The sequence below is a fragment of the Mycobacterium sp. NGS51 genome (assembly GCF_059812525.1).
In genome coordinates this window covers 25701-42350 of record NZ_JCALCV010000018.1, presented here as the reverse complement: position 1 = coordinate 42350, position 16650 = coordinate 25701, and the positions used below count along the sequence as shown (strand labels likewise).

20 protein-coding genes and 1 tRNA gene are annotated in these 16650 nt (G+C 66.1%); 8 read left to right on the top strand and 13 right to left on the bottom strand.

Annotated elements, in window-relative coordinates; genetic code table 11:
• Window positions 1-21 precede the first annotated feature (21 nt).
• A complete protein-coding gene (locus AC5Y5W_RS20070) occupies window positions 22-705 on the top strand; it encodes a TetR/AcrR family transcriptional regulator (protein WP_500022526.1) in 684 nt (227 codons plus the stop codon).
• A gap of 8 nt (window positions 706-713) precedes the next feature.
• Here the strand turns inward: AC5Y5W_RS20070 and AC5Y5W_RS20065 are convergent, their stop codons facing one another.
• The 3 genes from AC5Y5W_RS20065 to AC5Y5W_RS20055 are packed head-to-tail and all read right to left on the bottom strand — an operon-like array spanning window position 714 to window position 3262.
• Window positions 714-1172, bottom strand: coding sequence for a DUF5078 domain-containing protein (locus tag AC5Y5W_RS20065; protein ID WP_500022525.1), 459 nt, complete (start codon window positions 1170-1172; stop codon window positions 714-716).
• A gap of 33 nt (window positions 1173-1205) precedes the next feature.
• A complete protein-coding gene (locus AC5Y5W_RS20060; RefSeq protein ID WP_500013053.1) occupies window positions 1206-2234 on the bottom strand; it encodes a DNA polymerase domain-containing protein in 1029 nt (342 codons plus the stop codon).
• Entirely contained in the window at window positions 2234-3262 is a 1029-nt protein-coding gene (locus tag AC5Y5W_RS20055) for an ATP-dependent DNA ligase (RefSeq protein ID WP_500013052.1), read from the bottom strand. The genes AC5Y5W_RS20060 and AC5Y5W_RS20055 overlap by 1 nt, the downstream gene beginning before the upstream one ends.
• 62 nt (window positions 3263-3324) lie before the next feature.
• Here AC5Y5W_RS20055 and AC5Y5W_RS20050 point away from each other — a divergent pair, with 62 nt between their 5' ends.
• Window positions 3325-3693: a hypothetical protein gene (locus tag AC5Y5W_RS20050; protein WP_500013051.1), complete on the top strand. Its 369-nt coding sequence runs from the start codon at window positions 3325-3327 to the stop codon at window positions 3691-3693.
• Window positions 3694-3766: 73 nt separating this feature from the next.
• Window positions 3767-4240, top strand: a complete 474-nt coding sequence (locus AC5Y5W_RS20045) for an Rv1443c family protein (RefSeq protein WP_500013050.1) — start codon at window positions 3767-3769, stop codon at window positions 4238-4240.
• A gap of 15 nt (window positions 4241-4255) precedes the next feature.
• Here AC5Y5W_RS20045 and AC5Y5W_RS20040 read toward each other — a convergent pair whose 3' ends face one another.
• The 4 genes from AC5Y5W_RS20040 to AC5Y5W_RS20025 all read right to left on the bottom strand — a co-directional run bounded on the left by AC5Y5W_RS20040 (window position 4256) and on the right by AC5Y5W_RS20025 (window position 8548).
• Complete coding sequence (locus AC5Y5W_RS20040) at window positions 4256-5158, bottom strand: haloalkane dehalogenase (protein ID WP_500013049.1); 903 nt, start codon at window positions 5156-5158, stop codon at window positions 4256-4258.
• Between the two features lie 21 nt (window positions 5159-5179).
• The gene (locus tag AC5Y5W_RS20035; protein ID WP_500013048.1) at window positions 5180-5665 is read right to left on the bottom strand and encodes an NUDIX hydrolase; all 486 of its coding nucleotides are present in this window, start codon (window positions 5663-5665) and stop codon (window positions 5180-5182) included.
• Window positions 5666-5672: 7 nt separating this feature from the next.
• The gene (locus tag AC5Y5W_RS20030) at window positions 5673-7031 is read right to left on the bottom strand and encodes a WS/DGAT/MGAT family O-acyltransferase (protein WP_500013047.1); all 1359 of its coding nucleotides are present in this window, start codon (window positions 7029-7031) and stop codon (window positions 5673-5675) included.
• 113 nt (window positions 7032-7144) lie between these two features.
• Window positions 7145-8548 carry a DUF7159 family protein gene (locus AC5Y5W_RS20025; RefSeq protein ID WP_500013046.1) on the bottom strand — a complete coding sequence of 468 codons (1404 nt, stop codon included), beginning with the start codon at window positions 8546-8548 and terminating at the stop codon, window positions 7145-7147.
• 324 nt (window positions 8549-8872) lie between these two features.
• On the opposite strand from AC5Y5W_RS20025, the gene AC5Y5W_RS20020 reads away from it, so the two are divergent.
• Both AC5Y5W_RS20020 and AC5Y5W_RS20015 read left to right on the top strand, forming a co-directional pair.
• Window positions 8873-10216 carry a neutral zinc metallopeptidase gene (locus AC5Y5W_RS20020; RefSeq protein ID WP_500013044.1) on the top strand — a complete coding sequence of 448 codons (1344 nt, stop codon included), beginning with the start codon at window positions 8873-8875 and terminating at the stop codon, window positions 10214-10216.
• A gap of 472 nt (window positions 10217-10688) precedes the next feature.
• Complete coding sequence (locus tag AC5Y5W_RS20015) at window positions 10689-11009, top strand: DUF4333 domain-containing protein (RefSeq protein WP_500013043.1); 321 nt, start codon at window positions 10689-10691, stop codon at window positions 11007-11009.
• Window positions 11010-11028: 19 nt separating this feature from the next.
• On the opposite strand, the gene AC5Y5W_RS20010 is transcribed toward AC5Y5W_RS20015, so the two are convergent.
• The 4 genes from AC5Y5W_RS20010 to AC5Y5W_RS19995 all read right to left on the bottom strand — a co-directional run bounded on the left by AC5Y5W_RS20010 (window position 11029) and on the right by AC5Y5W_RS19995 (window position 12785).
• Window positions 11029-11400, bottom strand: coding sequence for a hypothetical protein (locus tag AC5Y5W_RS20010; RefSeq protein WP_500013042.1), 372 nt, complete (start codon window positions 11398-11400; stop codon window positions 11029-11031).
• Between the two features lie 240 nt (window positions 11401-11640).
• Window positions 11641-11731, bottom strand: a tRNA-Ser gene (locus tag AC5Y5W_RS20005).
• 29 nt (window positions 11732-11760) lie between these two features.
• Window positions 11761-12219: a nucleoside deaminase gene (locus tag AC5Y5W_RS20000; protein WP_500013040.1), complete on the bottom strand. Its 459-nt coding sequence runs from the start codon at window positions 12217-12219 to the stop codon at window positions 11761-11763.
• Window positions 12220-12272: 53 nt separating this feature from the next.
• Window positions 12273-12785, bottom strand: coding sequence for a tRNA adenosine deaminase-associated protein (locus AC5Y5W_RS19995; RefSeq protein ID WP_500013038.1), 513 nt, complete (start codon window positions 12783-12785; stop codon window positions 12273-12275).
• A gap of 118 nt (window positions 12786-12903) precedes the next feature.
• On the opposite strand from AC5Y5W_RS19995, the gene AC5Y5W_RS19990 reads away from it, so the two are divergent.
• Window positions 12904-13848: a prephenate dehydrogenase gene (locus tag AC5Y5W_RS19990; RefSeq protein ID WP_500013070.1), complete on the top strand. Its 945-nt coding sequence runs from the start codon at window positions 12904-12906 to the stop codon at window positions 13846-13848.
• Here AC5Y5W_RS19990 and AC5Y5W_RS19985 read toward each other — a convergent pair.
• Window positions 13811-14416 (bottom strand): putative glycolipid-binding domain-containing protein, encoded by a 606-nt coding sequence (locus tag AC5Y5W_RS19985; protein WP_500013036.1) that lies wholly within the window; start codon window positions 14414-14416, stop codon window positions 13811-13813. The two genes, AC5Y5W_RS19990 and AC5Y5W_RS19985, sit on opposite strands and share 38 nt — an antisense overlap.
• A gap of 149 nt (window positions 14417-14565) precedes the next feature.
• Between AC5Y5W_RS19985 and AC5Y5W_RS19980 the strand changes: the two genes are divergently transcribed.
• Window positions 14566-14910: a LapA family protein gene (locus AC5Y5W_RS19980; protein ID WP_500013034.1), complete on the top strand. Its 345-nt coding sequence runs from the start codon at window positions 14566-14568 to the stop codon at window positions 14908-14910.
• 5 nt (window positions 14911-14915) lie between these two features.
• On the opposite strand, the gene AC5Y5W_RS19975 is transcribed toward AC5Y5W_RS19980, so the two are convergent.
• Entirely contained in the window at window positions 14916-15524 is a 609-nt protein-coding gene (locus AC5Y5W_RS19975; RefSeq protein ID WP_500013033.1) for a histidine phosphatase family protein, read from the bottom strand.
• Between the two features lie 82 nt (window positions 15525-15606).
• Between AC5Y5W_RS19975 and AC5Y5W_RS19970 the strand changes: the two genes are divergently transcribed.
• Window positions 15607-16650 (top strand): phosphotransferase family protein, encoded by a 1044-nt coding sequence (locus AC5Y5W_RS19970; RefSeq protein ID WP_500013031.1) that lies wholly within the window; start codon window positions 15607-15609, stop codon window positions 16648-16650.

Here is a 16650-nt window from a genome sequence, read left to right as displayed (position 1 = left end):
TCAGGCCGGAAATCACGCGGCGTGCGTTATCCTCTGGCCGTGGCGCAACTGACCTTCCAGCGCGCCCGCACCGCAGCGAAGAAACGCCAGCGTGCGGACGCGTTGGTGGAGGCCGCGCGTTCGCTGGCGCTGGAAATCGGTGTCGCCTCGGTGACGTTGACCGCCGTCGCCGCGCGTGCCGGAATCCACTACTCGGCCGTGCGTCGCTACTTCACCTCGCACAAAGAGGTGCTGCTGCACCTGGCGGCGGAAGGCTGGGTGACGTGGTCGAACACGGTATCTGAGCGGCTGCGCCAGCCGGGCCCGATGTCACCGGCGCGGGTGGCGGAGACGCTGGCCCAGGGCCTCGCGGCCGACCCGCTGTTCTGCGACTTGCTGGCCAATCTGCATCTGCACCTCGAGCACGAGGTGGACATCGACCGGGTTATCGAGGTCAAGCGCATCAGCGACGGCGCCGTGATGTCGCTCGCGGATGCCATCGAGCAAGCCTTGCCGGCGTTGGGGCGCTCGGGCGCGCTCGACGTCCTGCTGGCGGCCTACTCGTTGGCGGCGCCGTTGTGGCAGATCGCCCACCCGCCGGAAGGGCTCAGCGACGCCTACGCCGGGGAAACCCAGGTTTCAGCCGACTGGAACATTGACTTCGTATCCGCGCTGACCCGGCTGCTTACCGCGACCTGCGTCGGGCTGATCGCACAATCAAGCTGAGCTACTGCTCACCAATCCCACACGGACATGTCGTTGGGGGGATAGTCCGCGCAGTGGTCGGTTTCCTTCGCGACGACGCCCTTGTTGTTGAAGAAGATCTTGAAGTTGTTGACCCACGCCTTCGTCATCGGGTCGGCGACGTCGCCCTCGTAGAGGTGGTCGGAGTACTGCCTGCGCTCTGCCGGTGACAGCGAGAAAAACCAGTGCGCCTTGTCCTGAACTGCCTGATGGAAGTTGGCATGGTTGTGGTAGTCGTTCATGTATCGCTCGTAATACACCGGCGCGTAATCGCGCGCGGCGGCCAGTAGCTGCTCGGGCGTGCAGGTGGTCTGGATGATCCGCCGCGGTATCGGATAGTCCTCGGTGGAATCGGCCGAGGCGACGCGAGGGAAGGCTGTCGCGGCAGCAGCAAGCGCAAGTACCGCGACACCGGCGCGGACTACGGGGCTCAGACGAGAATGAAGCATGCGGACACTATAACGCGCTCGTAACGATCGTGGTTAGTTTGACTTATAATCGACGTCCCGGCTGGGCTGAACCCGCTTCGGCTCGCCGGGCATCTTGGGATAGTTGGGCGGATAGGGCAGGTCACCGAGCCCGCGTTCCTCGTCGGTAGCCGCCATCTCCAGCAGCGGAGCGATCGACTGCTGGACCGAATCCATCTGGGCCCACGGGTCGTCGCGGCGGGCCACCAGGTCGGGCACGGTGCCGATGGTGTAGTCGTCGGGGTCGGCGCCGGCAAGTTCGCCCCAGGTCAGCGGCATCGACACGGTGGCGACCGCAGTGCGCCGCACGGAGTACGCCGACGCGAACGTGCGGTCGCGAGCGTTCTGGTTGAAGTCGACGAAGATCCGGGCGCCCCTTTCCTCCTTCCACCACGACGTCGTCACCGCGTCCGGCGCGCGGCGCTCGACCTCGCGGGCCAGCGCGATCCCGGCACGGCGAACGGCGATGAAATCCCAGTCCGTTGTGATCCGCAGAAATACGTGTACGCCGCGGCCCCCGGACGTCTTGGGATAGCCGACCAGCCCGAGTTCCTCGAGCAGCGGCTTGAGTACATCGACCGCGATCGTGCGCGCCTCGGCGAAACCGGTTCCCGGCTGCGGGTCGAGGTCGACGCGCAACTCGTCGGGATGCTCGGTATCGGGACAGCGCACCTGCCACGGATGCAGGGTGATGGTGCCCATTTGGGCCGCCCACACGATCGCCGCGGGGTGAGTCACCTTGAGCGCGTCTGCTGTTCGTCCGGACGGAAACGTGACCCGGCAGGTCTCCAAGTAGTCGGGATGGTGCTGCGGTATTCGCTTTTGGTAGATCTCCTCGCCGTCGATGCCCTCCGGGAAACGTTGCAAATGAGTTGGCCGGTCCCGCAGCGCGGCCAGCATCGGGCCGCGGGCCACCGCCAGGTAGTACTCGACGACTTTGCGCTTGGTACCGGCGGGGCCCAGCTTTGGGAAGTAGGGCTTGTCCGGGTTGGTCAGCCGGACCGCGATCCCGTCGACGTCGAGTTCTTCAGCGGGGCTTGCCATCACGACTCCAAGACGTCGGAGAGGTCGTAGTTCAGCGGTACGTCGAGTTGGTCGAAAGTGCAGCTTTCCGGGTCGCGGTCGGGGCGCCAGCGCACGAAGCGGACGGTGTGCCGGAAGCGGTCCCCTTCCATCTGGTCGTAGGCGACCTCGGCGACCCGGTCCGGCCGGATCGGCACCCAGCGTTTGTCGGCCGCGGCATTCCACCGGCTGGGCTCCCCGTCGTAGACCACGTCATCGCCGACGCGCAGCGGTTCCAGCTCGGCGAGCAGCTTCAGTCGCTCCTTAGCGGTGAACGACGCTGCGCCACCGACCATGTGCAGCCGGCCATCGCGGTAGAGGCCCAACAGGATGGATCCGATGCCTTCGCCGCTTTTGTGGATGCGGTAGCCCATCGCTACGCAGTCGGCGTCGCGGGCGTGCTTGATTTTCACCATCTCTCGCTTACCCGGCAGATAGGCGCCGTCGAGTCGCTTGGCGACGACGCCGTCGAGTCCGGCGCCCTCGAATGTGATCAGCCAATGCGCGCCGAGTTCGGGATCCTCGGTGGTGCCGGTGACATGACACCAGTCCGTCGCGTCGACCAGCTCTGAAAGCGTTGCGCGGCGGATGCGAAACGGCTCGCCCAGCAGCGACGCCGAACCGGTGGCCAGTGCATCGAAGCCGATGAAGTGCGCCGGTGTTTGCTCGGCCAGCATGTTGATGCGGCTGGCGGCAGGGTGAATGCGTTGGGACAGTGAGTCCCAGTCCAGCCGGATCCGTCCGTCGATGTTACGGGGGACGACGATCTCGCCGTCGAGCACACAGCGCGGCGACACTTCACGGTGAATCGCCGCCAGCAGCTCCGGAAAGTAGCGACCGAGGTCTTTGCCGTTGCGCGACTGCAGCACCACCTCATCGCCGTCGCGAAATACCAACGCGCGAAATCCGTCCCACTTCGGTTCGTAGGACCACACACCTGGCTCGGCGGGAACCGTGCCAACCGCCTTGGCCAACATCGGTTCGATCGGCGGCTGCACGGGAAGATCCACGCGTTCATCTTGACACCACTGGCCGGTGTTTACCGGACGCAGGCAGCGGGCACGCGACAAACATGTCTGTGACCGCGTTTCAGGATCTGCCGTTGGCAGACCGCGACCGCAAATGGGACGGCGATGCTGCTGAAAAGCGCGTCCGCAAGTGGGCCGACGCGCACGACAAGCCGAATCAGAAGTATCGCGATGCGCACGTCTGGTACGACAGCGGCCATAAGGACAACTTCACCGCCTACAAACTGCTGATTGCCGACGTGATCGGCGGGAAGCTCAAAGCCGTGCCCCGCGGAGTGATGATCGCCGGCGCGATCATGGACGGTGCGCGGGGTGGTATCGATCTGCCGAAATCCGACATCGACCGGGTCAAGAGCCACCTGGCGAAGTACTACAAGAAGATGGACGAAACCGCGCCCTGGGAACGCGGCTGACTTATCGACCCCGTAAAGTTGCGAAAAAGCGCTGGTAGCTAGCTATCCGGCGACAGCCTCAGGGGTCGAAAACGTGCAGACCATACAGCTGACGACGACGCTGCCCACCGGCGCAGACCGGGTGTGGCAAGCGATGCAGTCACCGGCGACGATGCTGTACGTATGCCGGGGCCTCTTCGGCATGCCGGCATTGAACGGTAGATCAGAGCCGCTGCGCCTCGGCGAACGCGGCACGGGCTGGCTGTGGGCATTTCACCTCATCCCGGCCTACCGCCACACCATCGAAGTGACCGCGGTCGACCACGGCACGCGGACCATCCGCACCCATGAACACGGCGGCGTCATCGCCAGTTGGGACCACACACTGCACGTGGCGCCGGTCGACGACCACAGCTGCCACTACACCGACTCGATCGCCATCGACGCGGGGCCCGCTACTGCTGTGGTTGCGACGATCGCGAAAGGCATTTTCCGGCACCGGCATCGACGCTGGCACAAGCTGGTCCGTCAGCACCTGCTGCCCGAGGGGCCGGCGTACGCAACCTGACTCAGCCGGGCGGCGTCAGCGCAGGAAGTCGACGATGTAACCGGCGAGCTCTTCGCCGGCGTCCTCCTGCACAAAGTGCCCGGCATCCCGGACTACCGGATGCTCGATTCCTTGAGCACCTCGCATCTCCCGCTGGAAGATTGGCGCCATCGCGCCGGTGATCGGATCGCCGTCGCTGAACGCGACCAGCATCGGCGTTTCACTTGCACACAGCGTCGCCCACGCAGACCGCTGGGCCGGGGCGGCGGGATCGTCGGGCGAGGTGGGGATCAGGCCCGGCATGGCGCGCGGCGCGACGCAGTAGCTGTCGTCGGGAAATGGCGCATCGTAGGCCGCGCGGGTGGCGTCGCTCATCGGTCGGCGACAGCCTCCCTGCACGAATCGGCCGATGTCCAGCGACGGCTGATTCTGAATCGCCTCGCGAAACTGCCACCAGATCTTCGGCATCGGGATGTCGCCGGTCGGCAGTCCGGTGTTAGCCACCACGATCCGGCTGAACCGGTCAGGATGCTCGGCGGCCAGTCGCAGTCCGATCAGCCCGCCCCAATCCTGGCCGACCAGGGTGACGCGCTGCAGATTCAGGACGTCGAACGCCAGGGTGCGGACCCACTCGACGTGACGGGCGTAAGTGTGGTCTTCGCGCCGCGTCGGCTTGTCCGAACGCCCGAACCCGACCAGGTCCGGGCACACGACGCGATGCCCGGCCTCGACCAGCACCGGGATCATCTTGCGGTACAGAAACGACCACGACGGCTCTCCATGCAGCATGAGTATCGGGTCGGCGTCGTCGGGACCGTCTTGGACCCACGCCATCCGCAACGTGCCGCCGTCGCCATCAGGAACATCGTAATACCTTGGTGGATAGAGAAATTCCGAAAGCTCGGCAAACCGGTCGTCGGGTGTCCGCAATGTCTGCATGGGTGCGAACATACCGTCGGATCAGCCGTCTTCGCGTAGGTTCGCCAACGCGGGCTGCGCCATCAGCCGCTCCAGGAATGGCCGTTGGCCCTTGAGTAGCTTGACTCGGGCTTGTGCCACCGTGAACCAGCCGACCCGGTCGACTTCGGGAAATTCTTTGATCATTCCGGAACCCTTGGGCCACTCCAGCTCGAAGGTGTTGCTGGCTGCACCGGTGACGTCGAGATCAGCCAGCACCGCAAACGCCGTGACAACCTTGCCGCCGGGTTGTTTCAGTGAACCGAAGTCGGTACGCGCGCCGGCCGGCACCGAAAGCCCGAGTTCTTCGACGAATTCACGCTGTGCCACATCCCAAGGATCCTCACCGTCGGTGTACTCCCCCTTGGGGATCGACCATGCGCCCTCGTCCTTTCGAGCCCAAAACGGGCCGCCCGGATGCGCGATCAGCACTTCCACCACGTCGTCGCGCACCCGGTACAGCAGCAGCCCGGCGCTTCGCTTGGGCATGCGCGCTTTAGACCCCGACCGCGCGTTCCAAGTCTTTGAGAGACGTCTCCAGATCTCCGAGCAGCCGCTGCAGATGCGGCACACTGCGCCGACAGCCGACCAGACCGAAGTCGAGGTTGCCGGCATTGTTGACCACGGTGATGTTCAAAGCCTGCCCGTCCAACGCGATCGACAGGGGGTAGTTGCCGTCGAGGCGAGCGCCGCGCCAGTACATCGGTTCGGTGGGCCCGGGCACATTCGAGATGACGATATTGAACGGCGGCGGGGCTGAGGTACCCAGAACGGGGACCACGGCCAGAGCCATCGGTGACATCAGAAACGCCGACAACGCCAGCGCCTGCAGCCGGGGCAGCTCGGAAAACACCTTTTTGTTGCCGCGCGTCGACTCGCTGATCGCTTCGAGCCGCTTCGCCGGATCGTCGATGTCGGTAGCCAGACTGCACAGGATGGTGCCGACCATATTGCCGCCGCTGTCGGCGTCGTCCTCTTTGCGCAGGCTCACCGGCACCATCGCGATGAGCGGCGTGTCCGGCAGTGCATCCTGGTCAGCCAGGTAGTAACGCAGCGCGCCGGCGCACATCGCCAGCACGACGTCGTTGAAACTGACCCCGGTGGCCTGCTTGATGCTTTTGATGCGGTCCAGCGACCACGATTGCGCTGCGCACCGGCGGGCACCGCCGATCGGAACGTTGAGCATGGTGCGGGGGGCAGCGAACGGCAGGGTCAATTGCTGTTCAAGCAGCGCCGCGCGGGCCAGTGAGAAAGCCGACGGGCCAAGGGCTGCAACCGATCCCGCGAACTGACTGATCGTTTGCCAGCGCGACCGGCCACCCGAGTGCCGCCGACGAGGCAAATTCCAAATCGCCCGCATCTCCTGGTCATTCGGATCGTTGGACAGCGAGCGTTGCATCAACTTCAGCGCCGAAACACCATCGACCAACGCATGGTGAAACTTGGTGTACAGCGCGAACCGACCGTCGTTCAGCCCTTCGATGAACTGGCCCTCCCACAACGGCCGGTGCCGGTCGAGCAGGCTGCCGTGCAGCAGCGAGGTCAACTCGAGCAAATCGCGCACCCGCCCGGGCGCGGGCAGCGCCGAACGCCGCAGGTGGTAGTCGATATCGATGTCATCCTCGTCGTCGTAGGCCCACCCGACGTTGGCGATACCGCCGAGAAGCCGGGCCGGACGCTTACGGAAGGTCGGTTGGAATTCCCGGTTGGCGACGAGGGCTTCGTAGGTCTCGCGCGGAAAATCCGGTCCGGCGCCTTCCGGCGGCTCGAACAAAGCCAGGCCGCCGACGTGCATGGGGTGCTCGCGAGATTCGCCCAGCAAGAATATCGAGTCGGTGGGCGTGATCAGCTCCATCAACCCATTAAACCGCGGTAGGCAGCAGCGTCGGTCGGATTCAGCCGGCCCAGCAAGCCCAGGCTGGATCGGGGCGCGGCGGTGCAGCGCCAAACCGTAACTGGCTCAGGGCATCAGAGCCCCGGAATACCGGGGATGCCGGGAAGGCCGGGTATGTGCGGCCCGCCGCCACCGTGGCCCCCGCCGATGCCCGGGAGCCCCGGACCCGGAATCTTTGGACCCGGAAGCTTTGGACCCGGGATCCCCGGTCCCGGAAGCCCAGGACCCGGAACCCGCGGCGCCGGTATCGGAGGCGCGGGCAGTGCCGGAGGTGGCGGAAGCGCCGGCGGGGGCGCGGGTACTGCCGGCGCGGGTGCGGGTGCCGCGGGTGCGGGCGCGGGTGCCGCGGGTGCGGGCGCTGGAGCGGCGGGGGCCGGTGCGGGCGCTTGCGGCGGGGGCGCCGGCGGCGGCGCTTTTTGGGTCGGCGCAACGACACTTTGCCCCAGGTTGGGCCGCTGGTTGACGTGCGGGCGGATGTCCAGTGCCAGTGCGATCGCCAGGGCGGCCACACCAACGACGAAGATCGTCAGCACGCCCAGAGCGACCAGGAACGGTTTGCGTTCGGGCCGGTCCTCGTCGCCGGCAAAGAAGGGTTCGCCGGGATCTGCGGCGAGTGCGTCCGCGGTATACGCGTTGGCGTCATGGTCGACGTCGGCACTGTATGCCAGAGGCTGGTCGGCGCCGGCCGGCTCCGTTGCGGCCAGACCGGCGGCCAGGGCCATTTCCGGGTCCACGACTCCGGTGCCGGGATCTTGGGCGTATGCCAGTGCGGCGGTGGACGACTCGAACAGCGGTGCGTGGGCCGACGCCAGTGCGGCCCCGCGAGCCAGTGCCGTGTCCGGATCGTCAGCTGCGCTGACCGCCAGCGTCGTCGCGGCATCCAACTCGGACTTGATCATTCCGATGTCGACGCCGGAGCCGACGACGAACAGTCCCTCCGGACCCAACTGGAGGCCGGCGGCGGTCCCGGTCATCGCGGTGAGCCGGGCGACTGCTTCGGTGTCGTCCTCAGGTAAGGGTTCTCGATGTACGTCGCCGACCGAACCATCAGCAGAATCGACGACGGCCAGCGTCGCGCAGTCCGGTTCGACGAACAGCAGGCCGGTGTGGGCATAGCCAAGGCTGGCGCCGACCGATTGGGCCAGCGCGGCCGCGGCCAGGAAGGCCGAGACCAGCATGACGTTTTCGACCCGGCGGGAGGCCAGCGCGTCGCGAAGCGCACTTGCCTCGATGGGATCGGTCCAGGTCACGCCCGTCGACGCCAGCCGATAACCGCCCTCGGTCGCGCTTTCCCGGGTGCCCAGGATGGCCGCGACCACTTGATCGGCCGCGCTTGGCGTCGGGGGACTCTGGGCGTCGCCGTCCGTGGCGATCGAGAAGTTGTCTTCCTCGACGGTGGCTCCCTGGCCGTTTTCGCCTTCGACCAGCACCATGCGGACGGTCGTCGGGGCCATCGACATGCCCAATACGATGTCCACAGCGCCTCCAAAGCAGTTTGCTGGCCGCTGAGGAGTCTGCGCGGGGAGCGATCCACCGCGCGCAGGCCCCCGGTGCTTCGACCCTACTCGGTCGGGCAACCGCGTGACTGGACCGCCGTCTTAGAGGTCCCTGGCCCGACGTCACGTGAGGCCGTGGATTGTAAAGTTCAGGCAGCAACCGTTGGGGACGCGGCGCAAAGCAAGCTTCATCGACCGCCGAGGATCTGATTGGCAATCACACTTAGAGCGGCGATTTGCGCGGCGCTCTCGGCTCTGCTTTTGGCAAGCTGCGGTCACGCGGTTTTGTCGGGCCGGGCTGTATCGATGCTCTACGACCCAGACCGCGTCGGTGGGTTAGCCGTGTCAGGTGGTCCCAGCGGTCCACGCGGCGTCCCACCGCCGGTCACCGATCGGGTTCACAACACCGACGGCGGCGATGACGACCGTCTCGCGCTGTTGGCGATCGACGACATCGAAGACTTTTGGCAACGTCATTACTCCGACTCGTTTTCACGGACGTTCAGCCCGGTGTCCACGCTGTTGTCGTACGACTCGAACGACCGGTTCGGCCCCGCGGTGTGTGGCAACGAGACCTACGGCAACACCAACGCGATGTACTGCCACCGCAAAGACACGCTGGCATGGGACCGCGGCAGCCTGATCCCCACGGCCCGGAAGTACTTCGGGGACATGGCCGTCAATGCGCTGCTCGCACACGAATACGGGCACGCCGTCCAGCGGATGGCAAAGTTGATCCACCACTGGACCCCGACCCTCGTCCGCGAGCAGCAGGCCGACTGCCTATCGGGCGTCTACCTCCGCTGGGTCGCCGGAGGTGAATCACCGCGTTTTCAGCTGAGCACGGGCGACGATCTCAGCCATATTCTGGCCGGGGCGATCGTCATACGTGATCCGATCTCGTCGCCGACCGAGGCGCCGTCAAATGGGGACCCCCATGGAACGGCCCTTGACCGCGTCACTGCCTTGCAGCGCGGTTTCGACAGCGGTGCAGAAGCGTGCGGTGAGATCGACAGTGACGAAATCCAACAGCGCCGCGGCGATCTTCCGAGTTCGTTGTTCGAGTCAGGGAGCCCGCAAAGCGACGTCGGGATCGACGACGACACCCTGTCGACGATGATGGAGCTGTTGGGAAAGATCTTCGCCCCGACCGACCCGCCGACGCTGTCGTCGGCCGGCACCAGTTGCAATCCCGGAAGCGGGACCGAAGCCGTCGTCTACTGTCCCTCGACCAATACGATCTCAGTCAATATGCCTGTGCTGCAACGGATGGGAGCGCCATCAGACGAATCGCAGCTGGGCTTGCCGCAAGGAGACAACACCGCCCTGTCTGTTTTCACGTCACGGTATGTGTTGGCGCTGCAGCGCGAGCGGAGACTGCCCTTGGATTCGGCCCTGGCGGGTATGCGCGCGGCCTGCCTGACCGGTGTTGCGCAGCGCAACATGGCCGAGCCGATCGCCCTGCCGTCGGGCAAAATGCTCGTGCTGGGCGCTGGCGACCTCGACGAAGCCATCTCAGGCCTGCTGACCAACGGGCTGGCCGCCAGCGATGTGAACGGCACTCCGGTGCCAGCCGGCTTCTCCCGCATTTTTGCGTTTCACTCCGGCTTGTTGAGTGGTGCCGGCCAGTGCTACCAGCGGTTCTCCTGATGGGTGTGGTTCTAGTGCCGTGTGTGTCGCGGGCCAGTTCGATAATGGTTGGTGGCGCAGGAGAAGAGGTGCAATGAGCGGTCCGCACGGGTCAGGCCCACCCGAACCTTTTCGTCCGCCGCCTGGGCGCCGGTGGCAGCAGCCGATGCCGCCGCCGCGTCGAGACGAAAGGCCAAGCGGCAGGCCGGAAGAGCGAACGGCACAGCGACCGATGCAGCCTCGACGCCCGGACGCACCGAAGTGGTATGAGGTAAACCCGCGCAGGCCGCCGGCGCAGAACTACCCGGTGCCGCCGCGGCCCGATCTCCGGCCCCGCCGGCCGCCCCCTCCTCCGCCCTATCGCCAACCGCCTCCCGGTTACCCGGCCGTACGCCCTGCTGGGCAACAGTCGCCGCCGGAACAGTCGAAACCCTTGCCAGGCACGCGTATTCGTACCGGCTGGCTTGGGCGGGGCGAGTACGCTGAGCGTCGCATGCTGATAGCAGCGGGCGTTGCGGTGGTGTGCCTTGCAGGGGTGGCGCTGATCCTGGGCGTGCGGCAGCTCGGGTCCTTCCACGCCAACGAACTCGATGTCAATAAGGCGCAGGTCGGTGTCCGGCAGGTCCTCACTGATCCCGTGTCCGGGTACGGGCGCAACAACGTCTCGACGGTCAGGTGCAACAACGGCCGCAACCCGGTTGTGCAGAAGGGCGGCACCTTCACGTGTGAGGTGCACATCAATGGAACCAAACACCACGTGACGGTGGTGTTCCGCGACGACAACGGAACCTACGAGGTTGACCGTCCCCGGTGAAATGGTGGCAGCACCCGGCTCACGACTGTTCCGCGATCTGCTTGTCGATGCGCTGCTGGTCGTCGCGGACGGCCCCGATCATCAGTGCCAGGGTCTTATCGTCCCAGTTGGGGTTGCCGATGTTTTCCAGGCTCCCGACAACGGTATCGAGGTGACAGACCAGCCGCTCTGCCAGGCTGACAGGCAGCCGCCCGTAATCGAAACGCCCCTTGCAATCGGATAGCGGGCGTCCCAACAACAGCGACATCTCACTGCCGACGTCGAGTCGGGCGGCGAAAAAGGTGTCGATCGAAACCATGACCCCGATGTGCGGTTCGCGTGGCGTGGCCAATGTGCTGCTCTCCAATCCGAGGCATGCCTGGTGGGTGCAGCCGTAGGGATGCCGGGCCACCAGAAGGCGAGTAACTGTCAGGTGGAGGACCGCTCGCTGGCATGTCGGTCCCTCCGTCTGTAACAGCGTCACCCCTGCTAGGCACCTCGACGCGAATAGAACCGCACTGTATTACACAGACGTCCAGTTGACTAGACGTAGCGGCCAACATATTGGACGGATCGCAAGAACGGGATTTCAACAACGACGGAAGATCGCGCATAAGGCGCGCTTCTACCAGCGCATATGCACTCAAGAAGTTGGCGGTGGCGGAGGGATTTGAACCCTCGGACGGGGGTTACCCGTCACACGCTTTCGAGGCGTGCTCCTTAGGCCGCTCGGACACGCCACCGCCGGACAGCCTACCGAACCGACGCCCGCTCACCCCAATCGCTGGCGGGCGAAGAAGTCCTCCAGTAGCGCTGCGCAGTCATCGGCCAGCACCCCGCCCCGCACGGCGGGCCGGTGATTGAGCCGTCGGTCGCGCACCACGTCCCACAGCGAACCGACGGCACCGGTCTTGGGCTCCCACGCCCCGAAGATCAGTCGCGCGACTCGGGCCATCACCAGCGCACCCGCGCACATCGTGCACGGCTCGACGGTGACCGCCAGGGTGACGCCCTCCAGCCGCCAGCCGTCACCCAGCACCTCGGCGGCCGCCCGCATCGCCAGAATCTCCGCATGCGCGGTCGGATCACCGAGCACTTCGCGGGCGTTCACCGCACGGGCCAACTCGGTGCCGTCGGCGCCGACCACCACCGCGCCCACTGGGACGTCACGCGGGCCCGCAGTAGCGGCAACCGCCAGCGCGGCGCGGATCAGGTCTTCGTCGCCGGTCACCGACCGAGTTTGATGGCGGCGACCCGCAGCGCCCGGCTGCGCCGCGCTTGCGATCACCGACCGAGACGGTCGAGCACCGTCGACAGCTGCTCGGCGAAGCCCATCTCCCGGGCGATGCGTCCCAGTTGCTCGTCGGCGTACAGGTCGGTCTCGTCGAGAATGATGCTGAGCACCGCCTCGGGCAGCCCGACGTCGGACAGCAAGCCCAGGTCGCCCTCTTCGAACGGGTCGGCGTCTTCGAGGTCCTCCGGCTCGATGTCGGCATCCAGCTTGTCGAGCACTTCGGCGGCGATGTCGTAGTCGAGGGCCGCAGTGGCATCCGAAAGAAACAGCCGGGTTCCCGACGGCCCGGGACGTACGATGACGAAGAACTCGTCATCGACATCGAGAAGCCCGAAAACAGCTCCGGCGCTGCGTAACTCGCGCAGTTCGGTCTCGGCTTCAGCCAAACTCGTCAGGGCTTTGCGCCGCATTGGAGCGCAGCGCCACTGACCGTCTTCGCGCACCACGGCAACACCGAAGCCATCCGGCGTATCTGCCTGCGCGGAAGCCCGCTGCGGTCCCATGCGCGCAACGCTAGTCGGTGGTCAGCCCCTTGACCAGCCGATCGGCCGTTGCTTGACCGACCGTCGGACGCCGCTGTTCTGACGGATATGCCAACCTTGGAAGGTGGCAAAGACACCGGTGTGCGTGCTGGGGCTGGGACTGATCGGCGGCTCGATCATGCGCGCCGCGGCGGCGGCGAACCGCGAGGTCTTCGGTTACAACCGGTCGGTGGAAGGGGTGCAGGCGGCTCGGTTCGACGGCTTTGATGCGACCACCGAACTCACCGAAGTGCTGACCCGCGCCGCCGCCGTCGGCGCGCTGGTCGTGCTGGCCGTCCCGATGCCAGCAATCCCGTCCTTGCTGACCTACATCCGCGAATTGGCGCCGGACTGCCCGCTGACTGATGTCACCAGCGTCAAAAGTGCGGTGCTCGAAGAGGTCACCGCCGCTGGCCTGCAGGCGCGTTTTGTCGGTGGTCATCCGATGACGGGCACCGCACATTCGGGCTGGACCGCCGGCCACGTCCGGTTGTTCACCGGCGCTCCGTGGGTCGTCAGCGTCGACGACCACGTCGACCCTGCGGTGTGGACCATGGTGATGACGCTGGCGCTGGACTGCGGTTCGGTGGTGGTCCCGGCCAGGTCCGACGAGCACGACGCCGCCGCGGCGGCGATTTCCCATCTGCCGCATTTGCTGGCCGAGGCGCTGGCTGCCACCGCCGCCGAGATTCCACTGGCGTTCGCGCTGGCGGCAGGGTCGTTCCGCGACGGCACCCGGGTGGCGGTCACCGCGCCCGATCTGGTGCGGGCCATGTGTGAAGCCAATGCCGACCAGGTGCTGCCAGCCGTCGACCGGTTCATGGAACTGCTCACGAGTGCCCGTGAGTCTCTGGCGCACAACAACTCTGTGGCCGAACTCGTCGAAACCGGACACGCTGCCCGCACCCGTTACGACAGTTTTTCCCGGCCGGAGATCGTCACTGTCTTCGTCGGCGCGGAGAACTGGCGTGCCGAGCTGGCCGCCGCCGGCCGGGCCGGCGGGGTGATCAGATCCGCTCTGCCAAGCCTGGATAGTCCACGATGAAGCCGTCGGCGTCGACGGTGACGGTGACGTCCGACACTGGCGAGTGCACCTTGATGCTGCCTGGGCTTGCCGAGCCGGCACTGCTGTAGCTGACGACGGCCGACGTGAGCGACATCTCGGGCAAGCTCACGTAAATGACCGGCACCGTCACCGAGCCGGGCCGTTCGTGTAGCCCCCGGCGGCGGATCGGCAACGTGTTGAAAAACGGGCTGAAGACCACGTCGATGTCCAGCGCCCCGTCGAACGCTGCACGCGACTCGCCGCGCTGGTCGGTCACCAGCCACATGTTCTCCTCGTCGCGGGCGATGGAGAGCTGGCGTTCCCGCTCGGCCAATGTCACTGTCAACCCCAACCGCTTGGTGGCGCCGAGCTCGTCGGTCTGCAGGTCGTAGTAGGCGCCGAACGCCGGATGATTGTCGGCGGCGGCAGCCACGATGCGGCCATTGGCCTTGATTCGGTTGCCGGACAACTGTACTCGCGCTGATTCCATGCGGGCGGCGTCGTGGGCGCGCCATGTCAAGATCGCCGGCCAAGCGCTCGGCGTCGTATCCGATGGGGCTGGACTCACCGGTACACCGTAGGCGACGGCCAGCCGGGTATTGCAGCCTGGTCAACCTTGCTCAAGCTGGCGCAAGTGCCACGCCGCGTTGATCGCTGCTCGCGGACAGGTTTTCCGGATGTGGTTTTGTTCGGCACCCAAAAGGGCAAGATGGCAGTATGAGCAGCGATCCACCAGTGTCGCCCGATCAGCCGTCCCCGGTGCCCGCACCGCAGCCCGAAGCCGCCACCGAACGGCCGGATTCGTCGGTGATGTTCACTCGCGCCGGCGCCATCTGGTCGGCGCTGACCGTCGGGTTCCTGATTCTCATCGTGCTGCTGATCTTCATCACCCAGAACACCGATTCAGCACAGTTTCAGTTTCTCGGCTGGCACTGGAGTCTGCCGCTGGGTGTCGCCATCCTGTTGGCCGCAGTGTGCGGTGGTCTGATTACCGTGCTGGCCGGTACCGCGCGGATCTACCAGTTGCGCCGCGCGGCAAAGAAGCACGCGAGCGGGCGCTGACCGGACTACAGCCGTTGGTTGCGGGGCAACAGGTCCCACACATGCTCGGTGCCGTTGACTGCGGCAACGGTGGCCTGCCCGGATCGGGAGAACAGCAGCCGGGTCACCGACGCGTAGTCGATCGGAAACGACAGCAGCCGCTGGGTGCCCAGGATCTCGTGTAGCAGCACGTTGATCACGCCGCCGTGGCTGAACACCGCCACAGTGTCGTCCGGGTCGCCGGTGGTAACCACGTCCTCGACGGCGGCACCGACCCGAGCACGAAACCCGGCCTCGTCGACCGAGCTCGGCAGATGCCCCTGCGCCATCCGGGCCCACTCCTGCGGATTCTCCGCACGGATCTGCTCGATGGGGATGTAGACGGGCAAGTCGCGGTCGTACTCGGCGAATCGCTCGTCGACCTCGACGGTCAGGGCGCGGGCCGCTGCGACGGGCTCCGCGGTTTGGATGGCGCGACGCTGCGGGCTGCTGACTATCCGAGAGATCGGGAACCTCGCCAACGCCTCGGGCAGGCGGGCGGCCTGCGCCACGCCGTCATCGGACAAGTCCGGGTCAGAGCCCTGGCCCGGCTCACTACGAAGTGGCAAGGCATGCCGGACCAGCAGTAATTGCATCTGTCCAGCCTCGCACGTCACCCGCGGTAACCGGCAGGCAGCCAGAGAATGTTATTCTCCGGACAGAGAGTGAGGTGTGCGGATGGGGCCGGCCAGTGGCGAGTTGCTCGACGCGGACGTTCTGGGCCGTTGGCTGGACGCCAACGGTGCGCCGGGCAGCGGCGAGAAGCCGGCGCTGGAGCGGTTGTCCGGTGGCTCCCAAAACACGATTTATCTGATTGCGCGTGGGCAAGAGCGCATGGTGCTGCGCATGCCCGGCCCGCGAGCCGACGCTGCCCGGATCGACGGCCTGCTGCGCGAGATCCGGCTGGTGCGGGCGCTGTCCGGCACCGATGTGCCACATGCCGAGTTGATCGCCGCCGACGATGCCGGCGATCAGCTCGGCATGCCCTTTTACGTCATGCGCGCGATCGACGGGTGGAGCCCAATGGACGGCGGCTGGCCGACGCCGTTCGATACCGACTTGTCTGCGCGGCGGGGCCTAGCGCTTGAACTCGTCGACGGCGCCGCGAAACTCGGCCGGGTGGACTGGCGCGCGCAGGGGCTGGAGGGCTTCGGCCGTCCGGATGGATTTCACGAGCGGCAGGTCGACCGTTGGCTGGCCTTTCTGGAGGCCTACCGGGTGCGCGACCTTCCCGGCCTGGACGAGGCTGCTGACTGGTTGCGTCGCCACCGGCCCGCGCAGTACACCCCGGGCATCATGCACGGCGACTACCAATTCGCCAACGTGATGTTCGCTCACGGCACCCCGGCCCGCCTGGCCGCGATCGTCGATTGGGAAATGACCACGGTCGGCGACCCGCTGCTGGATCTGGCTTGGTGTCTGCTGGGCTATGACGGCGAACATCCGCGCACCGACGGCTTCTATCTGGATATGGCCGGCATGCCGACCCGCAGCGAACTGCTCGAGCACTACGAAAACGTCAGCGGACTCTCGACGCAGAACATCGACTACTACCTGGTGCTGGCCAACTGGAAGCTCGGCATCGTGCTGGAAAAGACCTACGCTGCTTCGGTGAAGTCCGACAAGGTCGATCCGAAGGTGGGCGCGGCGATGGGCGCGATGGTCCCGCAGTTGATCGCCACCGCCGCAGAGCTGTCCCGGTCGCTATCGGCGAAGGGTTGA

Bases quoted from the DNA above. Each gene is read 5' to 3' on its own strand.
- AC5Y5W_RS20015 (WP_500013043.1), top strand. From the start codon at position 10,689: ATGCTGATAGCAGCGGGCGTTGCGGTGGTGTGCCTTGCAGGGGTGGCG.
- AC5Y5W_RS19995 (WP_500013038.1), bottom strand. From the start codon at position 12,785: ATGGGACCGCAGCGGGCTTCCGCGCAGGCAGATACGCCGGATGGCTTC.
- AC5Y5W_RS19975 (WP_500013033.1), bottom strand. From the start codon at position 15,524: ATGCAATTACTGCTGGTCCGGCATGCCTTGCCACTTCGTAGTGAGCCG.
- AC5Y5W_RS20040 (WP_500013049.1), bottom strand. From the start codon at position 5,158: ATGCAGACATTGCGGACACCCGACGACCGGTTTGCCGAGCTTTCGGAA.
- AC5Y5W_RS19970 (WP_500013031.1), top strand. From the start codon at position 15,607: ATGGGGCCGGCCAGTGGCGAGTTGCTCGACGCGGACGTTCTGGGCCGT.
- AC5Y5W_RS20060 (WP_500013053.1), bottom strand. From the start codon at position 2,234: ATGGCAAGCCCCGCTGAAGAACTCGACGTCGACGGGATCGCGGTCCGG.
- AC5Y5W_RS19980 (WP_500013034.1), top strand. From the start codon at position 14,566: ATGAGCAGCGATCCACCAGTGTCGCCCGATCAGCCGTCCCCGGTGCCC.
- AC5Y5W_RS20030 (WP_500013047.1), bottom strand. From the start codon at position 7,031: ATGGAGCTGATCACGCCCACCGACTCGATATTCTTGCTGGGCGAATCT.
- AC5Y5W_RS20020 (WP_500013044.1), top strand. From the start codon at position 8,873: ATGCTCTACGACCCAGACCGCGTCGGTGGGTTAGCCGTGTCAGGTGGT.
- AC5Y5W_RS20065 (WP_500022525.1), bottom strand. From the start codon at position 1,172: ATGCTTCATTCTCGTCTGAGCCCCGTAGTCCGCGCCGGTGTCGCGGTA.
- AC5Y5W_RS20035 (WP_500013048.1), bottom strand. From the start codon at position 5,665: ATGCCCAAGCGAAGCGCCGGGCTGCTGCTGTACCGGGTGCGCGACGAC.
- AC5Y5W_RS20050 (WP_500013051.1), top strand. From the start codon at position 3,325: ATGTCTGTGACCGCGTTTCAGGATCTGCCGTTGGCAGACCGCGACCGC.